This is a genomic window from Actinokineospora sp. PR83, assembly GCF_021056305.1.
GTDB classification, from domain to species: Bacteria; Actinomycetota; Actinomycetes; order Mycobacteriales; family Pseudonocardiaceae; genus Actinokineospora; species Actinokineospora spheciospongiae.
This window is the reverse complement of record NZ_JAJCXD010000041.1, coordinates 97,164-120,711: the sequence shown is the minus strand read 5'-3', so window position 1 is coordinate 120,711 and position 23,548 is coordinate 97,164. Positions and strand designations below refer to the sequence as shown.

General features: G+C 73.8%; 16 protein-coding genes. 4 read left to right on the top strand and 12 right to left on the bottom strand.

Features of this window, described 5'->3' with window-relative positions:
• Positions 1-2: 2 nt before the first annotated feature.
• From L6E12_RS15785 to L6E12_RS15745, 9 genes are read right to left on the bottom strand one after another with little or no spacing between them, the layout of a single operon-like run.
• Positions 3-1,388 carry a class II 3-deoxy-7-phosphoheptulonate synthase gene (locus L6E12_RS15785; protein ID WP_236228668.1) on the bottom strand — a complete coding sequence of 462 codons (1,386 nt, stop codon included), beginning with the start codon at positions 1,386-1,388 and terminating at the stop codon, positions 3-5.
• Positions 1,379-2,179, bottom strand: coding sequence for a tryptophan synthase subunit alpha (trpA, locus tag L6E12_RS15780; protein WP_236228667.1), 801 nt, complete (start codon positions 2,177-2,179; stop codon positions 1,379-1,381). Before trpA ends, L6E12_RS15785 begins: the two co-directional genes overlap by 10 nt.
• Positions 2,176-3,354: a tryptophan synthase subunit beta gene (gene trpB / locus L6E12_RS15775; protein WP_236228666.1), complete on the bottom strand. Its 1,179-nt coding sequence runs from the start codon at positions 3,352-3,354 to the stop codon at positions 2,176-2,178. The genes trpA and trpB overlap by 4 nt, the downstream gene beginning before the upstream one ends.
• Positions 3,351-4,148 (bottom strand): indole-3-glycerol phosphate synthase TrpC, encoded by a 798-nt coding sequence (gene trpC / locus L6E12_RS15770; protein WP_236228665.1) that lies wholly within the window; start codon positions 4,146-4,148, stop codon positions 3,351-3,353. Before trpC ends, trpB begins: the two co-directional genes overlap by 4 nt.
• Positions 4,145-5,170 carry an anthranilate phosphoribosyltransferase gene (trpD, locus tag L6E12_RS15765; protein WP_236228664.1) on the bottom strand — a complete coding sequence of 342 codons (1,026 nt, stop codon included), beginning with the start codon at positions 5,168-5,170 and terminating at the stop codon, positions 4,145-4,147. Before trpD ends, trpC begins: the two co-directional genes overlap by 4 nt.
• Positions 5,167-5,784 (bottom strand): aminodeoxychorismate/anthranilate synthase component II, encoded by a 618-nt coding sequence (locus tag L6E12_RS15760; protein ID WP_236228663.1) that lies wholly within the window; start codon positions 5,782-5,784, stop codon positions 5,167-5,169. Before L6E12_RS15760 ends, trpD begins: the two co-directional genes overlap by 4 nt.
• Complete coding sequence (locus L6E12_RS15755) at positions 5,781-7,247, bottom strand: anthranilate synthase component I family protein (protein ID WP_236228662.1); 1,467 nt, start codon at positions 7,245-7,247, stop codon at positions 5,781-5,783. Before L6E12_RS15755 ends, L6E12_RS15760 begins: the two co-directional genes overlap by 4 nt.
• A complete protein-coding gene (locus L6E12_RS15750) occupies positions 7,244-8,560 on the bottom strand; it encodes a cytochrome P450 (protein WP_236228661.1) in 1,317 nt (438 codons plus the stop codon). The genes L6E12_RS15755 and L6E12_RS15750 overlap by 4 nt, the downstream gene beginning before the upstream one ends.
• On the bottom strand, positions 8,557-11,412 hold the full coding sequence (locus L6E12_RS15745; RefSeq protein ID WP_236228660.1) for an aminotransferase class V-fold PLP-dependent enzyme: 2,856 nt from the start codon (positions 11,410-11,412) through the stop codon (positions 8,557-8,559). The genes L6E12_RS15750 and L6E12_RS15745 overlap by 4 nt, the downstream gene beginning before the upstream one ends.
• A gap of 606 nt (positions 11,413-12,018) precedes the next feature.
• On the opposite strand from L6E12_RS15745, the gene L6E12_RS15740 reads away from it, so the two are divergent.
• Positions 12,019-17,499, top strand: coding sequence for a biotin carboxylase N-terminal domain-containing protein (locus tag L6E12_RS15740; RefSeq protein WP_236228659.1), 5,481 nt, complete (start codon positions 12,019-12,021; stop codon positions 17,497-17,499).
• Positions 17,500-17,558: 59 nt separating this feature from the next.
• Here the strand turns inward: L6E12_RS15740 and L6E12_RS15735 are convergent, their stop codons facing one another.
• Both L6E12_RS15735 and L6E12_RS15730 read right to left on the bottom strand, forming a co-directional pair.
• Positions 17,559-17,978: a hypothetical protein gene (locus L6E12_RS15735; protein WP_236228658.1), complete on the bottom strand. Its 420-nt coding sequence runs from the start codon at positions 17,976-17,978 to the stop codon at positions 17,559-17,561.
• A 42-nt stretch (positions 17,979-18,020) separates the two neighbouring features.
• Positions 18,021-18,482 carry an ATP-binding protein gene (locus tag L6E12_RS15730; protein WP_236228657.1) on the bottom strand — a complete coding sequence of 154 codons (462 nt, stop codon included), beginning with the start codon at positions 18,480-18,482 and terminating at the stop codon, positions 18,021-18,023.
• 321 nt (positions 18,483-18,803) lie between these two features.
• Here L6E12_RS15730 and L6E12_RS15725 point away from each other — a divergent pair, with 321 nt between their 5' ends.
• On the top strand, positions 18,804-20,069 hold the full coding sequence (locus L6E12_RS15725; protein ID WP_236228656.1) for a serine/threonine-protein kinase: 1,266 nt from the start codon (positions 18,804-18,806) through the stop codon (positions 20,067-20,069).
• A 32-nt stretch (positions 20,070-20,101) separates the two neighbouring features.
• Here L6E12_RS15725 and L6E12_RS15720 read toward each other — a convergent pair whose 3' ends face one another.
• Positions 20,102-21,679, bottom strand: coding sequence for a GMC oxidoreductase (locus tag L6E12_RS15720; RefSeq protein ID WP_236228655.1), 1,578 nt, complete (start codon positions 21,677-21,679; stop codon positions 20,102-20,104).
• A 104-nt stretch (positions 21,680-21,783) separates the two neighbouring features.
• Here L6E12_RS15720 and L6E12_RS15715 point away from each other — a divergent pair, with 104 nt between their 5' ends.
• Positions 21,784-22,353, top strand: coding sequence for a TetR/AcrR family transcriptional regulator (locus tag L6E12_RS15715; RefSeq protein ID WP_236228654.1), 570 nt, complete (start codon positions 21,784-21,786; stop codon positions 22,351-22,353).
• 200 nt (positions 22,354-22,553) lie between these two features.
• Positions 22,554-23,474, top strand: coding sequence for a triacylglycerol lipase (locus L6E12_RS15710; protein ID WP_236228653.1), 921 nt, complete (start codon positions 22,554-22,556; stop codon positions 23,472-23,474).
• Positions 23,475-23,548 lie beyond the last annotated feature (74 nt).

The window sequence follows — 23,548 nt, the reverse complement described above, 5'->3', positions numbered from 1 at the left end:
GGTCACCGGCTGTGGTGCTCGCGCAGCAGCTCGGCGACCCGGAACGCCAGCTCGATGGACTGGGTGGCGTTGAGCCGCGGGTCGCACGCGGTCTCGTAGCGGCGGCACAGGTGCCCGTCGAGCACCTCGTCGGCGCCACCGAGGCACTCGGTCACGTCGTCGCCGGTCAGTTCGAGGTGGACACCGCCCGGGACGGTGCCCTCGGCCCGGTGCACCGCGAAGAAGCCGGAGATCTCCCGGGTGATGTCGACCAGGCTGCGGGTCTTGTAGCCGCTGGCCGACTTGAACGTGTTGCCGTGCATGGGGTCGCAGGCCCACACCACCCGGCGGCCGGTGAACTCGACCGCCCGCACCAGCGGGGGCAGCAGCTCGGTCACCCTGTCGGCGCCCATCCGGCTGATGAGCACCAGCCGCCCGGGGACGTGCCCCGGGTCGAGCCGCTCGCACAGGTCGACCAGCTCGCCGGGGGTGGTGGTCGGCCCGAGCTTCACGCCGAGGGGGTTGCTCAGGCCGGACAGGAACTCCACGTGCGCCCCGTCCAGGGACCGGGTCCGGTCGCCGATCCACAGCATGTGCGCGCTGGTGCCGTACCAGCCGTTCGGCCGGTGCCGGGTCAGCGCCTGCTCGAACCCCGGCAGCAGCGCCTCGTGCGAGGTGTAGAGCTGCGTCTGCCGCAGGGTGGACAGGCCCTCCACGTCGGCCCCGCAGGCGGACATGAACCGCAGCGCCCAGGTGATGTCGCGGGCCGCGGTCTCGTAGTGCTGCCCCGCCGGGCTGCGCCGCACGAACTCCTGGTTCCAGGCGTGCACCTGCCCGAGGTCGGCGAAGCCCTCCTTGGTCAGCGCCCGCAGCACGTTCAGCGTCGCGGAGGCGTGGTGGTAGGCGCTCAGCAGCCGGGAGGCGTCCGCCGTGCGCGCCTGCGGGGTGGGCTCCGGGTCGTTGACGATGTCACCGCGGAAGACGGGCAGCTCCACCCCGTCGACCACCTCCACCGGGCTGGACCGGGGCTTGCCGAACTGCCCCGCGATCCGCCCGACCTTCACCACCGGCAGGCCCGACCCGTAGGTGAGCAGGATCGCCAGTTGCAGGATCACCCGCAGCTTGCTGCGCACCCCGTCCTCGGTGCACGAGGAGAACCGCTCGGCGCAGTCGCCCGCCTGGAGCAGGAACGCCCGGCCCGCGGCCACCTCCGCCAGGGAGGCGCCCAGTTCGTCGACCTCCCCGGGCAGCACCAGCGGCGGCAGCAGGGCCAGTTCGTCGAGCACCTCGTCGAGCCGGGCCGGGTCGGGCCAGGTGGGTTGCTGGGCGATGGGCAGACCCCGCCAGGAGTCCGGCGACCAGTCACCGGGGGCGTGGTGCGGGGTGGGGCCGGTCTCCTTCAGTCGCATGCTGTCACCAGTTCCTTCACCAGGGATGTGGGGTCGTGGCCGCGGTCGACCAGGTCGACCAGGGCGCTGCCCACGACGGCGGCGTCGGCGTGGCCCGCCAGGTCGCGGATGTGCTCGGGGCGGGAGATGCCGAACCCGGCGGCCACCGGGAGGGCGGTGTTCGCGCGCACGGTCGAGAGCACCGACCGCACACCGGTGGGCAGTTCGGCCCGGGTGCCGGTGATGCCCGTGACGGTCACGCAGTAGACGAACCCGCTGGACGCGGCGCACGCCGCCGCGACCCGCTGCGGGGAACTCGTCGGCGCGACCAGCATCACCAGGTCCACCCCGTGCGCGCGCAGCACCGAGCCGGTGGCGTCGGCCTCCTCCACCGGCAGGTCCGGCGCGATCACCCCGCGCACCCCGCACTCGGCGGCGTCGCGGGCGAAGCGCTCGACCCCGTAGGCCAGCACCGGGTTCACGTAGGTCATCAGGACCACCGGCGCCGCGCCCTCGGCCGCGATGTCCCCGGCCACCTCCAGGCAGCCCGCCAGGGTCACCCCCGCGTCGACCGCGCGCTGCGCGGCCCGCTGGATGACCGGTCCGTCGGCGAGCGGGTCGTTGTGCGGGATGCCCAGCTCCAGCGCGCCAACGCCCGCGTTGACCAGGCGCTTGCCCAGCTCGCGGGTGGCGGCCAGGCCGGTGTGCCCGGCCATCAGGTAGGGCACGACCGACACCCCGTCGCCGCGCAGCCGCGCCCCGGACCGGCCGAGCCGTGCCGTTGCCGCCGTCGTCCCGCCGGTCGTCGTCACCGGTGTGCCTCCTCGTACTCGGCCACGCTGTGCATGTCCTTGTCCCCGCGCCCGGAGAAGCAGACGAGGACGCGCCCACCCGGCCCCAGTTCGCGGGCGAGGTCGCCCACGTGGTGCAGGGCGTGCGCGGTCTCCAGGGCGGGCATGATCCCCTCCAGGGCGGTGCACCGCCGGAACGCGGCGACGGCGTCGGCGTCGTCCACGGCCACGTACCGGGCCCGCCCGGTCTCGGCCAGCATCGCGTGCTCCGGTCCCACGCCGGGGTAGTCCAGCCCGGCGGCCACCGAGTGGGTGGACCGGATCAGCCCCGTGCGGTCCTGCAGGACGCGGCTCATGCTGCCGTGCAGCACCCCCGCGCTGCCCGCGACGGTCGCCGCCGCGTGCTCCACACCGGACACCCCGCGCCCGCCCGCCTCGACCCCGACCAGGTCCACGGCGGTGTCGCCGACGAACGCGCTGAACATGCCGATGGCGTTGGAGCCGCCGCCCACGCAGGCCACGACGGCGTCGGGCAGCACCCGCTCGGCGCGCAGGTACTGCTCGCGGGCCTCGTCGCCGATGACCCGTTGCAGGTCGCGCACCAGGGCCGGGTACGGGGCGGGCCCGACGGCGGAGCCGATCACGTAGTGGGTGTCGCCGACGTTGGTCACCCAGTCGCGGATGGCCTCGGAGGTGGCGTCCTTCAGCGTCGCCGAGCCGGAGTCGACCGGCCGGACCTCCGCGCCCAGCATCCGCATCCGCCGGACGTTGACCTCCTGGCGGCGCGCGTCCTCGGCGCCCATGTAGACCACGCACGGCAGCCCGAACCGGGCGCACACGGTGGCCGTGGCCACCCCGTGCTGACCGGCGCCGGTCTCGGCGATGATCCGCCGCTTGCCCATCCGGATCGCCAGCAGCACCTGCCCCAGCGCGTTGTTGAGCTTGTGCGCGCCGGTGTGGCAGAGGTCCTCGCGCTTGAAGTGGATCCGCGCGCCGCCGTGGTGCTCGGTGAGCCGTTCGGCGAAGTACAGCGGTGTCGGCCTGCCCACGAAGCCGTCCTGGTGCCCGTGCAGCACCAGCCAGAACTCCGGGTCCTCGCGGGCCACCGACCACACGGCGTCCAGTTCGTCCAGCGCCGCCATCAGCGTCTCGGGCACGTACCTGCCGCCGAAGCGGCCGAACCTCGATTCGATCACCGGTCCACCCCTCCCAGGGCGGCCACCAGGGCCGCCGGGTCGTCCGCGCGCATCAGCGCCTCGCCGATCAGCACCGCGTCGGCGCCCGCGGCGCGCAGCGCGGACGCCTCGCCCGCCGTGCGCACCCCGCTCTCGGCCACCAGCACCCGCTCCGGGGTGATCAGCGGCGCCAGCCGCGCGGTCAGGTCCATGTCGATGGTGAAGGTGCGCAGGTCGCGGTGGTTGACCCCGATCGCGGTCGCCCCGGCGGCCACCGCCGCCTCGGCCTCCTCGGCGTCGTGCACCTCGACCAGCGCGGTCATGCCGAGCGACCCCACGAGCCCGATCAGCTCGCCCAGCCGGGCGCGGCTCAGCGCGGACACCACGAGCAGGACGGCGTCCGCCCCGATCGCCCGCGCCTCGTGCACCTGGTAGTCGTCGACCACGAAGTCCTTGCGCAGCAGCGGGAGCGCGCAGTGCTCCCGGATCCGGGCCAGGTGCTCCGGCGCCCCGCCGAAGCCCTCCTCGTGGGTGAGCACCGACAGCGCCGCCGCCCCGCCGCGCTGGTAGGCCAGCGCGCGGTCGACCGGTCGGAAGTCGGCGGTCAGCGACCCCTTGACCGGGCTGCGCCGCTTCACCTCGGCGATCACCGACAGCCCCGGCGCCCGCAGCGCGGCGACGAAGTCCCGGGGTGGCGGTCCGTCCGCCGCCCGCCGGACCAGTTCGGCCTCCGGCACGCTCGCCCGCCGCCGCTGCGTCTGCGCCCGCGCCTGCCGCACCAGGCGGTCCAGCAGTTCCGTCGTCTGCCCGTTCACGCCGCACCCCGCGCCGGTTCCCGGCCGGACACCCGGACCCAGGTGTCCAGGGTGGACCGCGCCGACCCGTCGGCGAGGGCGCCGCGGGCCCGCTCCAGGCCCTCGGCCCAGGTGTCGACGCGGCCCGCCACCCGCAGCGCGGCGGCCGCGTTGAGGGCGACGACGTCCGTGGCGGGACCGGGTTCGCCGTCGAGCACGCGGCGGATGATGGCCGCGTTGACCACCCGGTCGCCGCCCACGAGCGCGCCGGGGGCGGCCGCGGGCAGGGACAGCCCGGTGGGGTCGAACCGGTACCCGCGGGTCTCGCCGTCCACCACCTCGACCACGTCCGCCGGGGCGGAGGTGCTCAGCTCGTCCATGCCGTCGGCGGAGTGGAAGACCATCGCCCGGTGGGTGCCCAGCCGGGCGAGCGCCTCGGCGAGCGGGGCCACCAGCCGCGCCTCGGCCACGCCCAGCACCTGGTACCGCGCCCGCGCCGGGTTGACCAGCGGGCCGATCAGGTTGAACACCGTCCGCACCCCGAGCGCCCTGCGCACGGCAGCGGCGTGGGCCAGCCCCGGGTGGTAGAGCGGCGCGAACAGGAAGGTGATCCCGGCCCGGTCCAGGCAGTCCGCGGCGGACCGGGGCTCCAGGTCGATCCGGACGCCCAGCTCCTCCAGCACGTCGGCGCTGCCGCAGGACGACGACGCCGCCCGGTTGCCGTGCTTGGCCACCGGGACCCCGCACGCGGCGGCCACGACGGCGGCGGTGGTGGAGATGTTGAAGGTGCCGGAACCGTCGCCGCCGGTCCCGCAGGTGTCCAGCACGTCCTCGGGCACGGCCACCGGCACCGCGGCCTCCCGCGCCGCCCTGGCCAGGCCGACGACCTCGTCCACCGTCTCGCCCCTGGCGGTCAGCGCCATGGCGAACCCGGCGACCCGCACCGGGTCGGCGGTGCCGGACATGACCGCGCGCATCGCCGCCGCGGCCCCCTCCTCGTCGAGCGCCCGGCCCCCGGCCAGCGCGCGCAGCTCTTCGATCACGGGACGACCTCCAGGAAGTTGGCGACCAGGCGCTTGCCGACACCGGTGAGCACCGACTCGGGGTGGAACTGCACGCCGAAGGTGGGCTGCTCGCGGTGCCGCAGCCCCATGACCACGCCGTCGTCGGTCCACGCCGTGGCCACCAGCTCGTCGGGCAGCGAGTCCCGGTCCACCACCAGCGAGTGGTACCGGGTGGCGCCGAACGGGTTGGGCAGCCCGCCCAGCGGCCCGCTCCCGTCGTGGGCGACCTCGGACGTCTTGCCGTGCGTCGGCACGCCGCGCACGATCCGGCCGCCGAAGGCCCGCGCGATGCCCTGGTGCCCGAGGCACACCCCGAGTACCGGCATCCGCCCGGTCAGCTCCCGGATCGCCCGCACCGACACACCCGCGTCGTCGGGGTTCCCCGGGCCGGGGGAGACGACGAGCAGGTCGTGCTCGGCCAGCTCGTCCACCGTGGTCTCGTCGTTGCGCCGCACGGTCACCTCGGCGCCGTGCTCGGCGAGGTAGTGGACCAGGTTGTAGGTGAAGGAGTCGTAGTTGTCGATCACGACCACCCGCTTGCCCGTGCCCACCGCGCCCGCGGCGGGTCCGGGGACCGGTGTCCGCGTGCTCATCGGGCCTCCTCGGCGGAGCGGACGGCGGTGAACAGGGCGTTCGCCTTGTGCAGGGTCTCCAGGTACTCGGCGGTGGGGTCGGAGTCGGCGACCACCCCGGCGCCCGCCTGCACGTGGACCAGGTCGTCGGCGACGACCAGGGTGCGCAGGCCGATGGCGAAGTCGACCAGGCCGCCGAAGCCGACGCAGCCCAGCGCGCCGCCGTAGACGCCGCGCCGGTCGGGCTCCATCTCGGCGATCAGCTCCATCGCCCGGATCTTCGGGGCGCCGCTGAGCGTGCCCGCCGGGAAGGCGGCGCGCAGCGCGTCCAGTGGGGTGGCGCCGTCGGTCAGCTCACCGGCCACGGTGGACGACAGGTGCATCACGTGGGAGAACCGCTCGACCTCCATCAGCCGCTCGACCCGCACCGTGCCGGGCACGCACACCCGGCTGATGTCGTGCCTGCCCAGGTCGACCAGCATCACGTGCTCGGCGCGCTCCTTGCTGTCGGTGAGCAGGTCGCGCTCCAGCGCCAGGTCGCCTTCGTGGTCGCTGCCGCGGGCCCGGGTCCCGGCCAGCGGGCGGGTCCGCACGGTCCGGCCGTCGGCGCGCACCAGCAGCTCGGGGGAGGCGCCGATGACGTGCCTGCCGCCGCCCAGGCTCAGGTGGTAGAGGTACGGCGACGGGTTGACCGCGCGCAGGTGCCGGTACAGCTCGGCGGGCTCGACCCGCAGCGGCCGGGTGAACCGCTGCGACAGCACGATCTGGAACGCGTCGCCCGCGGCGATGTGCTCCCTGGCCCGGCGCACCCGCTCCTCGAATTCGGCCTGCGTGGTGTTCGACGCCCACCCGTCGTCCGGCCGGACCCCGCCGGGGGGCTTGGCCGTCGCGGTGAGCACCGTCGACGGCGGCTCGGCGGTCAACCGGTCCTGCAGGTCGGACAGCCTGCCCAGCGCCGCCTCGTAGGGTTCCCCGGCCGGTCGGTGCAGGGTCACCAGCACCACCGAGCGGGTCGCGTGGTCGAACACGACCAGGTCGTCCGCGGCCAGGAACGCCGACTCCGGCACCCCCGGCCCCGGCCCGGCCGCCCGCGGCAGCCGCTCGAAGTGCCGGGCCGCCTCGTAGCCCAGGTAGCCGACCGCGCCGCCGGAGAACGGCGGCAGGCCCGCGACCGGCGCCACCGACCGCCCGGCCACCTCGGCCAGCGCGGGCAGCGGGTCGCCCTCGGGCAGGTCGAGCGGGCGGGGCCGGTACCCCAGGTAGGAGTAGCGGCCCACGTCGCCGCCGACCGGGACGCTCTCCAGCAGGAACCCGGTGTCGCCCGGCCCGCACAGCCGGTCGAACGCCGAGGTCGGGGACAACCCCTCGACCAGCAGTTCGCGGAAGACGGGCACCCACTCGTAGTGCTCGGCCAGGTCGGCCACCTCGGCCGGGCCCGGCACCGCGGTGCCGGTGGTCGCGGCGGAGTGGTGCACGGTCGTCATCGGTCCTCCACCACGCACTCGGTGCGCTCCGGGGCCATGAAGATGCCCTGCTGCCGCGCGGCGGGCACCGGCCCGACGGCGCGCATGTCCACCGAGGCCAGCACCATCGCCAGGATGACCCGCATCTCGGCGCGGGCGTAGCCGCGGCCCACGCACATCCGCGCCCCGCCGCCGAAGGCCCCGAACACGTACGGGTCGACCGGGGCGCCCAGGAACCGCTCCGGCCGGAACACCAGCGGGTCCTCGTAGTTGCGCGGGTCGCGCTGGATGACGTGCGCGCAGTGCACGACGACGGTCCCCGCGGGCAGCTCGTGCCCGTCGACGACCAGCGGTTCCACGACCATCCGCACCCCGTTGAGCGCCGACACCGGGTGCAGCCGCAGCGCCTCCGACAGCACCGCGTCGACGTAGTCCAGGTCCTTGGCGGCCTCGCCGGGCACCGGCCGGGTGGCGAACCGGTCGCCGATCTCGGCCATCAGCCGGTCCCGCACGCGCTGGTCGGCCAGCACCTCCAGGAACGCCCACGACAGCGCGTTCGCCGTGGTGGAGAACCCGGTGTAGAGCAGGCTGAACACCTCGTCGCGCACGACCTCGTCGGTCAGCGCCTCGTCACCGGCCTCGGCGTGCCGCTGCAGGGCGGCGCTGACGTCGTCGACGCCCGCCGCGTCGCACCGCTGCCGGTGGCCCGAGAGGTGCCGGTCGAGGTAGGCGCGCAGCTCCCGGTCGGCGGCGACGACCTCGTCCCGGCTGTACTTCGCGTTCTCCATCCGCGGCAGCATGGCGGCGATCTCGGCCTTGACCCCGGTGGGCATCCCGCCGCACACCACCTCGGCGATGATGTCGGAGGTCAGCGCCTGCAGGGCGGTGAACAGGTCGAACCGCTCCCCGCGCGGCCACCGGGCCACGTGCTCGTCCACCGCGGTGGTGATGATCGCGGCGTAGTCGCGGCCACCGCTGAACGCCGGGTGAAGCTGGCTGCGGCGGCGGCGGTGCAGGGTGCCGTCGATGTAGCCGACGGACTCCTCCGGCGTGCCGAAGAAGAGCTGGTTCGCCAGCGCGCCCGAGGTGCCCGCGTCCGGGGCGTACATCGCGCGCAGTTGGTCGGGGCGGGTCAGGAACACCCACGCCCCGTTGTGCTCGACGTCGACGAGGTCCTCGTTGCCCAGGCCGCCGAGGCGGAGGGTGAACAGGTCCCCGTACTCGCGGGTCATCCGCTCGACGCAGCCGAACGGGTCCGCCTCGAACCCGGCGAGCTGCTCGTCGACGGGCTCGTCCGGGCCTGGCGGCAGGCCCCTGAGGGTCGCGGTGGTCATGACGCGGTCTCCTTCTCCAGTCGCTGCATGGCGGACTGCACGTCTTCGACGAACTGGTCGACGACCAGTTCGTCGGTGAGGTGGTGGGTCAGGCACGCGCGCACGACGGTGCCCTCGCGCGGCAGCACGGACGTGGCGACGTAGACGTTGCCGCGGGCGCACACCCGCTCGCACAGCTCGGCGGTCGCCGCGTCCGAGTTGCGCACCCGGAACGCCACCGTGGGCAGGTGCGGGGCCGCGCGGTCCACCACGGCCACCCCGGGCAGCGCGGCCAGCCGGGCGGCCAGCTCGTCGGCCAGGTCGAGCTTGTGGTCCAGGCCGCGCTCGAACGCGACGGCCCCGTGCAGGCGCAGCGGCAGCCACGCGGTCAGGCCGCGGAACTCGCGGGTCACCTCCGGGCCGTAGTTCATGAAGTCGGCGGTGTCCTCGTCGGTGGACAGCTCCGGGATGTAGGCGGCGCCGGGGATGGCGAACGCCGCGCGCAGCGCCGCCTTCTCCCGCACCAGCAGCGCGGAGCTGCCGTGCGGCAGGAACAGCGACTTGTGCGCGTCCACGGCGATCGAGTCGGCCAGCTCGGTGCCCGCCAGCAGTTCCCGGCCGCGGGCGGTGAGCCGGAAGAAGCCGCCGAAGCAGGCGTCGACGTGCAGCCACACCCCGTGCTCGGCGGCGACCGCGGCCAGCGCGCGGATGTCGTCCACCGCACCGGTGTTGGTCGTCCCCGCCGTGGCCACCACGCACCCGGGCGGGTCGCCCGCGCGGGCGTCCGCCAGGATCGCCGACCGCAGCGCGTCGACGTCCATCCGGTGGTCGGCGCCGGTGGGCACCACGACCACCCGGTCGGCGGGCAGCCCGGCCAGCTTCGCCGCCTTGGCCACCGAGAAGTGCCCCTGGTCGGACACGTACACCCGGGCGCGGTGCCGGTCGTGCTCCGGGACCCGCTCCAGCGCGCAGCGCAGGGCCATGAAGTTCGCGATCGAGCCGCCGGTGGTCAGGTAGCCGAACGACCCGGACCCGTAGCCCATGATCCGGCAGAACCAGTCGATGACGTCGGTCTCCATCCGGGCGAACCCGGGTGCGGCCGCCCACGCCCCGGCGAACCGGTTGAGCGCGCGGGCCAGGAACTCCCCGACCGCGCCCTGGAACAGCCCGCCGGAGGGGACGTGCGCGAGGAACCCGGGGTGCGCGTGCATCATGCCCTGCGGCATCGCGGTGTCGAACAGCTCGTCGAGCAGCGCGGGCAGGTCCGTCCCGCACTCGGGCAGCGGGCTGGGGCCCTGGGTGTCGGTCGCCGGGTAGGACGCCGGGAAGTTCCGCTTGGCCAGGTCCTCGTGGTAGTCGGCCAGGCGGGCCGAGACCGCGTCCAGCAGGGCGCGCTGCCGGGCCGGGCCCAGGTCCAGCGACGCCGTCGCCCGGACGTGCTCGTCCTCGTGCCGCGGCGCGGGCACCGCGGCGCCCGCGCCGAGCACCGCGGCGTACTCGGCGATGATCAGGTCGCGGTCGGTGCTCGGGTCGTGGCGGCGGCACAGGTCGTCGAGCACCGCGCGCTGCCTGCGGTGCCTGGCCACCACCTCGTGGTAGGGCGAATCGGTGAACGCCACCGCGTGGTACAGCGGGACGTAGAGGTCCGGGTGGGTGGCGTGCAGCACCTTCTCCAGCGCCGAGCGGGCCCGGAAACCCGGGTCGCCGGTCCGGTTCTTCAGCTCGCGGGCCATGGCCAGCGACAGGTCGGCGATGGCGTCCCCGGCGGGCTTGCGCAGCCGGGTGTACTCCGGCAGCGCCGCGGCGATCGCGGCCGGGCCGTCTGCGCGGTTGCGGTTGGCCTCCAGCAGGGCCAGGAACGTGCGCACGTCCTCGAAGCTGCAGTTGATGCCCTGCCCGAAGAACGGCACCAGCGTGTGCGCCGAGTCTCCCAGCAGGACGGTCTTCCCGTGGTGGTAGGGGCCGCAGCGCAGCGTCTTGAGCGGTGCGGGCGGGAAGCGCAGCACGTCGTCGGCGAACCCGGGCGCCAGCGGCACCAGGTCGGCGAAGTGCTCGGCGAACAGCGCCTCCACCTCGGCCCGGCCGCTGAGCGTGCGCCAGTCCGGCGCGTCGCCGTCCGCGGTCATCGGCATCCACAGGCCCGCGGTGTACGTCCCGTCCACATTGGGCTGCGCGAGCAGCATGAAGTCCCCGCGCGGCCACACGTGCAGGCCGTGCACGAGGCTCTCCGGGGTCGCCGGGTCGCGCAGTTGCCGCAGCAGCGCGTGCCCGCCGTCCTCGGCGGCCGGGACGACGATCTCCACGAAGCCGTCGCGCACGTACTCCTGGTGGATCGTCATCCGCGACCCGCGCCGGGAGATCTCGTGCCGCACCGTGCTGTTCGCCCCGTCGCAGCCGACCAGCAGGTCGGCCTCCACCCGCACCATGGTGTCGGCGACGAAGGTCGCCGCCCCGGCCACCGGGTCCACCGAGACGCAGTCGTGCTCGAAGTGGATGCGCGCCCCGGCCCGCTCCGCCTCGTCCAGCAGGATGCGGTGCAGCAGGCCGCGGGGGATGGACAGCAGGTGGTGGTCCGGGTCCAGGCTGTAGGGCTGGTAGGACACCGACCCGTCCCCGGCGTGGATCACCCGCTGCGGCAGCGGGACACCGTTGGCGTACAACAGGTCCACCACCGCCGGGTCGAGGGACCCGAGACCCCGCTTGGTGAGGGTCAGGTTGAACGAGTGGCCGCGCCCTCCCTCGGCCCGCCGGATGTCCGGCCCCCGTTCGTAGAGGTCGACCTCGAACGACTGCGCGCGCAGTCCGATCGCCACCAGGCAGGCGACCGGCCCCGCGCCGACCACCGCCGCCGTCAGTCGGGTGGTTCCCGACATCAGCGCCTCCTCCCGTTCGACCAGGCTCGTCCGCGGCTGGTTCGCGCGGATCCGACCGTTCCGACGCTAGGAACGAGACCTCTCGCGGCACTCTCCGCTGACTCTTAACGATCACGCTGATCGCCGGGAGAGGGGATCGAGAGCGCGGTGCGCGACGGTGTCGGCGACGGACCCGCGCGGGCCGGTCGTCCACCTCGGAGTCGATCGCCGGGGGTCATCCGGGCGAGCCCGGCGAGGCGGTGCCCGGCGCCCCGCCCGCCGCGGACCCGGTCGCCCGATCCCGACCTGCCCGGGGAGTGCGCCGACCGCGCCGCCGACCCCGGTCGCCGCCGCCTGACCGCCCGCTGACGGACCGCAGGGCGCCCGCGGGCGGCAGCGCCGGGTGGTTATACCGGGTTTTGTGTCAGATCTCGTGCGAAACCCGAGCGATATGGGGTATGTAGGGGCCCCTTGTTGTAGGGTTCCCACAATGCAGCGGCCTGGTCCTGCGCGATGCGGACATTGGTGTACCGGCCGGTAATCGGACAGGGTAGGGACCAGGTGCAGGCGGCGGTCCGAGACCCGGGCGCCACCTTCTGCGTGTGGGGTACTTGGGAGGCTCAGCCGGTGTTCAGTCGTGTCGCCATTGTCAACCGTGGAGAGGCCGCGATGCGGCTCATCCACGCGGTCCGGGACCTTTCGGCCGAAACCGGGACGCGGATCGAGACGGTCGCCCTCTACACCGACGCGGACCGGGGGGCCACGTTCGTTCGGGAGGCCGACGTCGCCCACCCGCTCGGCCCCGCCTCGGCCCGGCCCTACCTCGACCTCGCCGTGCTGGAGCGGGCGCTGGTGGACACCGGCGCCGACGCCGCCTGGGTCGGCTGGGGGTTCGTCGCGGAGGACCCGGCGTTCGCGGAGCTGTGCGAGCGGATCGGGGTCACCTTCGTCGGCCCGAGCCCGGAGGCCATGCGCAAGCTCGGCGACAAGATCGGCGCCAAGCTGATCGCCGAGGAGGTCGGCGTCCCGGTGGCGCCGTGGAGCCGCGGTGAGGTCGCCACCCTCGAGGACGCGCTGCGCGCGGGCGAGGAGATCGGCTACCCGCTGATGCTCAAGGCCACCGCGGGCGGCGGCGGGCGCGGCATCCGCATGGTCGCCTCCGGGGAGGACCTGGCCGAGGCCTACGAGCGCACCAGCCAGGAGGCGCTGCGCGCGTTCGGCTCCGGCGTGGTGTTCCTGGAACGCCTGGTCACCGGCGCCCGGCACGTCGAGGTGCAGGTCATCGCGGACGGGCAGGGCACCGCGTGGGCGCTGGGCGTGCGCGACTGCTCGGTGCAGCGGCGCAACCAGAAGGTCATCGAGGAGTCCGCCTCCCCGGTGCTCGCCCCGGAGCAGACCGCCGAGCTGAAGGCGTCGGCCGAGCGGCTGGCGGTGGCGGTGGGCTACCGCGGCGCCTGCACCGTGGAGTTCCTCTACCACCCCGGCGACAAGCTGTTCGCCTTCCTGGAGGTCAACACCCGGCTCCAGGTCGAGCACCCGATCACCGAGATCACCACCGGCACCGACCTGGTCCGGCTGCAGCTTCACGTGGCGGCGGGCGGCAGGCTGCAGGGCCCGCAGCCGGTCGAGTCCGGGCACGCCGTGGAGGCCCGGCTCAACGCCGAGGACCCCGACCGCGACTTCGCCCCCGCACCCGGGCGCATCACGCGCCTGGTGCTGCCCGCGGGCCCCGGCATCCGCGTCGACACCGGGGTCAGCGAGCGCGACACCATCCCGGCCGACTTCGACTCGATGATCGCCAAGATCATCGCCTACGGCACCGACCGCGAGCAGGCCCTGGGCAGGCTGCGCCGCGCCATGGCCGAGACCACGGTGATCATCGAGGGCGGCGCCACCAACAAGAGCTTCGTGCTCGACCTGCTCGACCAGCCCGAGGTGATCGACGCCAGCGCCGACACCGGCTGGATCGACCGGGTGCGCGCCGAGGGCCGCCTGGTCAACCACCGGCACTCCGCGATCGCCCTGGCCGTCGCCGCGATCGAGGCCTACCAGGACGAGGAGGAGGTCAGCCGCCAGCGGCTGCTGTCCACCGCGTTCGGCGGGCGCCCGCAGGTGCAGCACGAGAGCGGTCGCCCGCTGGACCTCAAGCTGCGCGGCGCCGCCTACCGGGTCAGCGTGTCCCGGGCCGGTCAGCAGCGCTTCCGCGTCGGGGTGTCCGGCGGCGGGGACGCGCACCCGGCCGACGTCGAGGTCGAGCGGTTCGACGCGCACAGCGGCCAGATCGTGGTCAACGGCCACCGCTTCCGGGTGGTGTCGGCCACGCACGGCCCGATCCACCTGGTCGAGGTCGACGGCGTCACCCACCGGATCAGCCGCGACGAGGGCGGCGTCGTCCGCTCGCCCGCGCCCGCGCTGGTCGTGGCCACACCGCTGGCCGTCGGCGACGAGGTCGACTCCGGGGCGCCGATCCTGGTGCTGGAGAGCATGAAGATGGAGACGGTGCTGCGCGCGCCGTTCCGCGCCAGGGTCCGCGAGTGCCCGGTGTCGGTGGGCAGCCAGGTGGAGACCGGCGCCCCGCTGATGCGCCTGGAACCCCTCGCCGACGAGGGCGCCGAGGTGGAGGCCGCGGGCGAGGTCGTCGAGATCGACCTGCCCGCCGAGCCCGCGGCGGTGTCCGCGGCGGAGCGGGCCGAGCGGGGCCTGAACGACCTGCGCGGCCTGCTGCTGGGCTTCGACGTCGACCCGCACGACCGCGAGCGCGTGCTGTCGGGCTACCTGGCCGCGCGGGCCGAACTCGGCGGCAGGCCGCTGCCGGGCGAGGTCGACCTGCTGACCGTGTTCGCCGACCTGTCCGAGCTGAGCCGCAACAGGCACGGCGGCGAGGTCGAACTCGAACCCGGCAACCCGGTGCACAGCCCGCGCGAGCACTTCCACACCTACCTGCAGAGCCTCGACGTGGAGCGGGCGGGCCTGACCGAGGGCTTCCAGGCCAAGCTCAAGCGGGTGCTGGAGCACTACGGCGTCACCGACCTCGACCGCACACCCGAGCTGGAGGAGGCGGTCTTTCGCATCTTCCTGGCGTTGCAGCGGATGACCACCGACATCACGGTCGTCTCCGAGCTGCTGCGCCAGTGGCTCGTCGGGTCGCCGCCGGGGGAGTCGCTGAGCGAGCGCGCGGGCCTCGCCCTGGAGCACGTCGTCGAGGCCACCCAGGTGCGGTCCCCTGCGGTGTCGGACCTGGCCCGCGGCGTGGTGTTCCGCTGGTTCGCCCAGCCGCTGCTGCGCCGCAACCGGGCGACGGTCTACGCCGCGGTGCGCGAGCAGTTGCGCCACCTCGACCGCAACCCCGACGCCCCGGACCGCGCCGAGCGCATCCAGAAGATGGTGGCGGGCCCGCAGCCGCTGGTCCGCATCCTCGGCCAGCGCATCGGCCGCGCGGGCCACGACCACGCCCCGCTGCTGGAGGTGCTGACCCGCCGCTACTACGGCAACCGCAACCTCTCCGAGGTCACGGTGCACGAGGAGGGCGGCTGCAAGCTGCTCAGCGCCGCGCACACCCGGGAGAGCGGGGTGACCCGCCTGGTCACCACCGCCGTGGACATCACCGGCGCCGCCGAGGCCCTGGCCGCGCTCCGCGCCTTCGGGGCGCGGGCGGGCGGGGACGGGGTGGTCGCCGACCTCTACCTGACCTGGGAGTCCCAGCCCGACGAGGAGGGCATGGCGGTGCGGCTGCGCGAGCTGCTCGTCGAGCACCTCACCGAGGGCGTCCGCCGGATCACCACCACCGTCGCCGGGGCCAGCGGCGCGGTGATGCACCACCACTTCAGCTTCCGGCCCGACGGCGCGGGCGGCTTCACCGAGGACCGGCTGATCCGCGGCCTGCACCCGCAGATCGCCCGGCGCCTGCAGTTGCAGCGGCTCAGCGAGTTCGACCTGACCCGGCTGCCCTCCTCCGACGAGGAGATCTACCTCTACCAGGGCGTGGCCCGCAGCAACCCGGCCGACGAGCGGCTGTTCGCCCTCGGCCAGGTCCGCGACATGGCGCCGCTGCGCGAGACCGACGGCAGGCTGGTGTCGCTGCCCGCGGTGGAGGACGTGTTCACCGGCTGCCTCGACGCGATCCGCACCGCGCGGGCGGGTCGCCCGCAGAACAAGCGGTACGACACCAACCGGATCATGATCTACATCTGGCCGCAGACCCGGCTGACCGCCGAGGAGATCGACACCGTGGTCCAGCGCATCCTGCCGACCACGGTGGGCGCCGGGCTGGAGGAGGTGCAGTTCGTCGCCCGCACCCGCACCGAGGAGGGCCGCTCGGCCGAGATCGCCGCGCGGATCACCCTCAACGCCTCCGGCGGCTACCGGCTGCACGTCGGCGACACCACCGACGAGCTGGTGCGACCGCTGGACGACTACCGGCTCAAGGTGCTGCGCGCGGCCCAGCGCGGCAACGTCTACCCGTACGAGCTGACCGGCCTGCTCTCCGGGCCCGACGGCGGCTTCACCGAGCACGACCTCGACGACAGCGGCGCCCTGGTGCCGGTCGACCGGCCCGCGGGGAAGAACACCGCGGCGATCGTGGCGGGCGTGGTGACCACCCCGACCGCGCGCCACCCCGAGGGCGTCACCAGGGTGGTGCTGCTCGGCGACCCGACCAAGGCGCTGGGCGCGCTGTCGGAGCCGGAGTGCTCGCGGGTCATCGCCGCGCTCGACCTGGCCGAGCGGATGCGGGTGCCGCTGGAGTGGTTCGCGCTGTCGGCGGGCGCGCGCATCTCCATGTCCTCCGGCACCGAGAACATGGACTGGATCGCGGCGGCGCTCAAGCGGATCGTCACCTTCACCCAGGGCGGCGGCGAGATCAACATCGTGGTCGCCGGCATCGCCGTCGGCGCCCAGCCGTACTGGAATGCCGAGGCGACCATGCTCATGCACACCAAGGGCGTGCTGGTCATGACGCCGGACTCGGCCATGGTGCTCACCGGCAAGCAGTCGCTGGACTTCTCCGGTGGCGTCTCGGCCGAGGACAACTTCGGCATCGGCGGCTACGACCGGGTCATGGGCCCCAACGGCCAGGCGCAGTACTGGGCGCCGAACCTGCCCGCGGCCCGCGAGGTGCTGATGGCGCACTACGACCACACCTACGTGGTCCCCGGTGAGGCGGCGCCGCGCCGGGCGGAGACCAGCGACCCGGTCACCCGCGACGTGTCCTCCTTCCCGCACGCGGTCGTCGGCAGCGACTTCACCACCGTCGGCGAGATCTTCTCCGCGGCGCACAACCCCGACCGCAAGAAGCCGTTCGACATCCGCACGGTGATGCGCGCCCTGTCCGACCAGGACCACCCGGTGCTGGAGCGCTGGGCGGGCATGGCCGACGCGGGCACCTCGGCGGTGCAGGACGTGCACATCGGCGGCTGGCCGGTCTGCCTCATCGGCATCGAGTCCCGCTCGATCCCGCGCCGCGGCTTCCCGCCCACCGACGGCCCGGACACCTACACCGCGGGCACGCTGTTCCCCAGGTCGTCGAAGAAGACCGCGCGGGCGATCAACGCCGCGTCGGGCAACCGGCCGCTGGTGGTGCTGGCGAACCTGTCCGGGTTCGACGGTTCCCCGGAGTCGATGCGCAAGCTGCAACTGGAGTACGGCGCCGAGATCGGCCGGGCCATCGTCAACTTCGACGGCCCGATCGTCTTCTGCGTCATCTCCCGCTACCACGGCGGCGCGTTCGTGGTGTTCTCCAAGGCGCTCAACCCGAACATGACCGTCCTGGCGCTGGAGGGCTCCTTCGCCTCGGTCCTCGGCGGCGCCCCGGCCGCGGCCGTGGTGTTCTCCGGCGAGGTGAACAACCGCACCGCCACCGACCCGAGGGTGACCGAACTCCAGGCCAGGGTCACCGCCGCGGGCGGCGCGGAGCGCGCGGCGCTCACCCTCGAACTCGCCGAGGTGCGCTCGGCGGTGCGGGCGGAGAAGCTGGGCGAGGTCGCGGCGGAGTTCGACCGGGTGCACAGCATCCAGCGCGCGGTCGAGGTCGGCTCGGTGGACGCCATCATCAGCGCCGCGGAACTGCGACCCCGGATCATCGAGGCCATCGAACACGGCATGAAGCACTGACACCGCGCGAAACCGGCCGCCACCTGCTCGGGTGGCGGCCGGTTCGCGTATCCGGGACCTCAGCGGTTGTCAGGTGGGGTGGGTCGTTGCTTGCGGCTCTTCCGCCAGTGGGCGCTCTGCCGGTAGTACAGGTTCGACGGGGGCAGGTAGACCAGCACGGCACCGGCGACGAAGAGGACTGTGCCGATCAGGGCATAGCTCGCGGCCTGGCCCGCCGTCTCGTCGCCCAGGTTTTCGACGGCGCCGGGGAACCATTGGATGGTCAGGAAGGCCAAGATGACCACTGACGTCGTGCGGGCCCAGTTGCGGATTGCCGCCAGGGAGATGAGCAAGGCCAGCGAGGGGAGATTCGTTTCCGGACCCCCGGGGCCGTGGAGGTTGTTCACGGTCATGCCGAACAGCGCAGCCGCCAGCGGCAGCGCCACCAGGGCGGCGATCAGCACGGGTGGGCAACTCGGGCGCTTCGCCTGCTCGGTCATGCGCCGAGCGTGCCGCCCCCGGCGGGGGACCGGTCCCCGCTGTCACTCGGTGCGGATGGCGAACCGCATGGCCACGGTGGTGCCCGCGCCGACGCGGATGTCCACGGTGGCGGCCAGCGCACGCATGATGCCGACCCCCCGCCCCCGGTGCAGGGTGGCCTCGGGGGTGGGTTCGCGCCACCGCCCGTGGTCGGAGACGCTGATGACCAGCGCGGCGGTCGGGGCGGTGGCGAGGTGGGCGGCGACGGTGACGCTGCCCGGCGGCAGGTCCCGGTAGCCGTGCTCGACGCTGTTGGCCACCGCCTCGTCGACGACCAGCAGGACGTCGGTCACCAGCCCGGCCGGGACGGCCTGCGCCCCCAGCCAGGCCTCCAGCGTCCGCCGGGTGACGGCCAGTTCGGTGCTGGTCGCCGGAACGGTCAGCACGAGCCGGTGCCCACCGGGAGCGCCCCCGGCCGCCTGCGCCGGGTCCACCGCGCTGACGGGCGCGCGAACCCGTGCCACCTCCCGACGCGGGTTCACAGCGAGGCTGGGTCGGACGGCGCAGGCTCCCCGGTGGGCGCCTGCGCGGGCGGCGGTGAGTTCATCTGGGCTGCATACCCCGCAGCGCCGCGCTCAACCGTCGAGTTCGCCCGCCCAGGGCGCGCATCGGGCGGCACGGGCGGTGGTCCCGGGCGACCGCCCTGCGTCGTTCCCGGCCCCGGAACTGGTGTGGAATTGATGGACCGTGCCAAGGTGGGAGCGGGATTTCGTCACGACGGGCAGGTTTGCGCGTTGGACCGATCGGGTACAGAGACACTTTACGAGTCAGAAAGGGGACAGGCCGTGACCTCGTCCGCCGATCGTGCTGACCTGTTGGTGGCCGGGCGTTACCGACTGCTGGAGCCGCTGGGGGTGGGTTCGACGGCCGAGGTGTACCGGGCGCTCGACACCAAGCTCGACCGACCGGTGGCGGTCAAGGTCCTCACCGGCACCGCCGAGATCAGCGACCCCCGCCGCTTCGCCAACGAGATCCGGACGCTGGCGGGCCTGTCGCACCCCAACCTGGTCACCGCCTACGACGCGGGCACCGAGGGCGGCACCCCGTTCGTGGTGCTCAACCTGGTCGAGGGGCACACCCTGCGCGAGCGGATCCAGCAGGGGCCGATGTCCGTCGCCGAGGTGCGCGGGATGGGCGCGCTCCTGGCCGACGTCCTGGCCCACGTGCACGAGCACGGGATCGTCCACCGCGACGTCAAGCCCTCGAACATCCTGCTCGACACAGCGGGCGAGCCGCACCTGACCGACTTCGGCCTGGCCCTGCTCACCGGGGGCACCCGGCTGACCCACAGCGACCAGATGGTCGGCACCGCGGCCTTCCTGGCCCCGGAGCAGGTGCGCGGCACCGAGGTTGGCGCGCCCGCCGACGTCTACGCCCTGGGGCTGGTGCTGCTGGAGTGCCTGACCGGGCGCCGCGAGTACGTGGGCACCGAGGTCGAGGCGGCGGTCGCCCGCCTGTACCGGTCGCCTGCGATCCCCGACGACCTGCCCGCCGACCTGGTGCGGCTGCTGTCGCTGATGACCGCCCTGACCTCCCGCCGCAGGCCCACCGCCGCCGAGTGCGCGGCCGTGCTGCGCGGTACCGGCGCGGAACCGGGCCCCGCCGTCCCGGCCGAGAGCGCCGTCCCGGCGGAGACCGCTGTCCTGCCGGTACCCGCGCCCCGGCGACAGATGCCGCGGAAGTACCTGGTCACGGCAGGTATGGCCCTGCTCAGCGCGGTCGGCACGACGTTGGTCCTGACCGCGGGCAGCACACCCCCGGAATCGGTCTCCTCCCCGCCTGAGGTCCCGGCGAGTTCGTCCCCCGTGGCCGTGGTCCCGCCTGCCGTGGGGGTGGCGAGCAACGTCATCACCGGCCGGGACGAGCAACCCCGTCAGGTCGCCGACCCCCCGGTCGGGCAGGTCGCCACCAATGACCCCGGTGGGGCAGGCAAGCCCGACAACTCCGCGGCGGGCAACAGCGGGCCGGGCAACAACTCCTCCGCCAACAGCGGTGGCCCGGCCGCGGAGCAGGCGGCGAAGAAGCCCGCCAAGGGGAAGCCGGGGAAGTAGGCCCCGCCCTCGGGGCCGGGACGCGGGTGGGCTCAGATGACGGTGCCCACGTCCTGGCTGATCAGCTCGTCCAGTGCCCGTTCGGCCACCGCGGCGATGGTCATGGACGGGTTGCACGCGGCGGTGGTCCCCGGCATCAGCGCGCCGTCGAGCACGTAGAGGCCGCGGTGGCCGAGCACCCGCCCCGCCAGGTCGCACACCGACCCCATCGAGGCGCCGCCCAGCGGGTGCCAGGTGGAGGGGGCGATCGCGGTCGTGTCGAGCAGGACGCCGAAGGTGCCCGCGATGCGGGAGATGCGGGTGTGGATGCGCTCGCTGAGCGCCTTGTCGGCGTCCTTGGGCCACTGGAGTACGGCGTCGTCCTTCGCCGAGTCGTAGACGAACCGGCCCCGGCCCTGGCTGACGCCGTAGCCGACGAGCATGGTGGTGCGCAGGTTCGGTGACGGGGGCAGGGAAGCCTGGATGACGGTGTTGGCCGTGGCCGGGTCGTCCCACTCCTTGCTGCCGTAGATGACCGGCCCGCCCTGGGGGGTGCCGAAGTCGTCGGCGAAGTTCGTCCAGGTGTAGATCCGGTCGCCGTTGGAGCCCCAGTTGGCGCCCAGGTCGTCGGGCATGTCCGGGATGTCGCCCTTGGCCGCGGCGCGCATCAGCAGCCGGGTGGTGCCCGCGGTCCCGGCGGCCATCACCAGCGCCCGGGTGGTGATGATCTTCTTCTCCAGGACCTCGCCGCCGGTGCCGATCCGGTCGGTGTGGACCTGCCAGCGGCCGTCCGGCGCCAGCACCACGTCGGTGACGTTGTGCTGGGTGGCCACGGTGCAGCGCCCGGTGGCCTCGGCGGCGGCGACGTAGGTGACGTCGACCGAGTGCTTGCCGCCGTTGTTGACCCCGAGGGCGCAGTCGCCGTTGGTGTAGGACGGCTTCATCTCGCCCTTGAGCTCGCGCCGCGCGAAGTCCCAGTCGATCGGCATGGGGATCTTCTCCACGGCGTAGCCCGCGCGCTCGGCGTTGCGCGCGAAGATCCTGGACGCGGCGTAGGTCTTGCTGTTGACCACGTCGTCCGGTGCGACCCGCGGGCGCAGCATGGCGGCGACGCGCGGGTAGTACACGCTGTCCATCCGGGCGTAGTCGAGTTCCTGCGGGAAGGTCGCGTTGAACACGTCAGCCTCGGGCTGCAGCGTCATGCCCTGGTAGACCAGGGAGCCGCCGCCCACGCCCGAGGCGCACATGATGTCCATGCCGTTGCCCGCGACCCGTTCCAGCAGCCCGGTGTACCGCTCGAACGGCACGTTCGGGATGCCCGGGATCGTCGGCGCGGTGCCGAGCCAGAAGATCCGCTTGTCCGGCGAGAGCGGGCGCGGGAACGTCTCGGCGTCGGGGCCGGTGGGCCAGCGCAGGCCGCGTTCGAGCACCAGCACCGGCACCCCGGCCTGGGCCAGCCGCAGCGCGGTCACGCCCCCGCCGAAGCCCGACCCGATGACCACGACCCGGTGCTCCTCGCGCGTCACCGGCACCCGGCGGGGAGCGGCGATCCCGGTCGCCACCCCGACCGCCGACAGCCCCGCCGCCGCGGCGGCTCCCAGGAGGACGGAACGTCGGGTGACAGCGGGCATCGGCACTCCTCGGGGGACGGCTGCGGCACGGGCAACGGTAGGGAGGGCAACCGAGAGAAGGAACCGATTGCCGGTCTCACTACTTACCGGTAACATCACCCGGCGTGCGCCCCGCGAGGTCATCGACGTCTCGTCGCGCTGACGCCCGCCGCAACCGCGAGGTCATCCTCCGCGTCGCCGACGAGGCCTACGCCGAGGGGTCCGAGGTCGTCGCGCTCGATGAGATCGCCCGCCGCGCCGGTCTGGGCCGGGCCACGGTCTACCGCCACTTCCCCGACCGGCGGTCCCTCGGCCTGGCCGTGGCGACCGAGCGACTGGCCTGGCTCGGCCGCGTCGGCGCGGCGGGGGAGGAGTGCTCGTTCCGGGAGTTGCTGCTGCTCGTGCTCTCGGCGCAGGTCGAGCGCCGCTCCCTGGTCAACCTGTTCCGCAGCCTGCCGAACCGCTACCAGCAGCAGTACGCCGAGGCGCTCATCTCGGTGCTCAAGCCCGCCTTCGAACGCGCCAGGGACCAGGGCGACCTGCGCCCCGACATCGAGCTGACCGACCTGGTGCTGGTCTTCGAGATGGTCGAGGCCGCCCTGCTGGCCGACTTCGCCTGCGTCCACGGCGACGAGTCCACCCACCGCCTGATCAACGTGATCGTCGACGGGCTGTTCGCGCAACCGGGCGCCTGAGCACCCCGACCTGCGTCGCGTACCAAATCCTCGCTCGGTTCTTGACCGCCCACGCGCACTTCGCGCCCGCTGCGGTCTCCGTGTTGCCGGTCACGGCCGCGTCTGTCCTAATGGGTTTCCGCCCAGTCCGTCCGGAACACTCGCCCGGCCACGCGCGGAACCAGCACCAGCACGGAAGAACCTGCCGGAAAGGCACTTGCATGACCCCATTGCGCACCGCGCTCGCCGTCACAGCCGCCTGCGCGGCTGTGTTCGCGTCCGCGGTACCGGCGTCCGCGGACCCGGCCATCCCCAGCTTCGTCGTCTCCTTCACCTACACCAAGCTCGCCCCCGAGGCGACCCCGCCCGGGGCCAACAACTGGGCGTGCCGCCCCGACGCCCGGCACCCCCGGCCGGTGGTCCTCGTGCACGGCACCTACGAGAACCGGTACAACGACTTCGCCGCCATGTCACCGGCGCTGGCCGCCGACGGGTTCTGCGTCTTCGCGCTGAACTACGGCGACACCGACGACAGCCTGGCCTCGGTTCCGCCCTCGATCAAGGCCACCGGCGACATCCGGCGCTCCGCGGAGGAACTCGGGGCCTTCGTCGACCGGGTCCGCGAGGCGACCGGGGCGGCCCAGGTCGACATCGTCGGGCACTCGCAGGGCGGGCTGATGCCCCGGCGGTACCTCAAGGACGGCGGCGCGTCCGCCGTGCGCAACCTGGTGACCCTGGGCGCGACCCACCACGGCACGACGCTCAACGGCATCGCCACCCTCGTGGACACCCTGGGGCTGCTGGGGTTCACCCCGCCCGCGATCGGCAAGGCCGCCGCCCAGCAGGTCGTGGGGTCGGAGTTCCTGCTCGACCTCAACGCCGGGGGCGACACCGTGCCCGGCGTGTCCTACACGGTCATCGCCACCCGGTTCGACGAGATCACCACGCCGTACCGGTCCACGTTCCTCAGCGCCGGTCCCGGTGCCCGGGTGGACAACGTGACCCTGCAGGACGGTTGCCTGCTGGACCTGTCCGACCACCTGACCATGACCTACTCGCCCCGGGCCATCGGCTACGTCCGCCGCGCCCTCGACCCCACCGCGCCCGCACCCCCGTGCCTGCCCGCCCTGCCGCTCCTGTGATCGACCCACCGCGCGGGACCGACCGCGTGCAGTGCCCGGAATGCGCTGTGCCGACCGCGAACGTGGTCGGCACA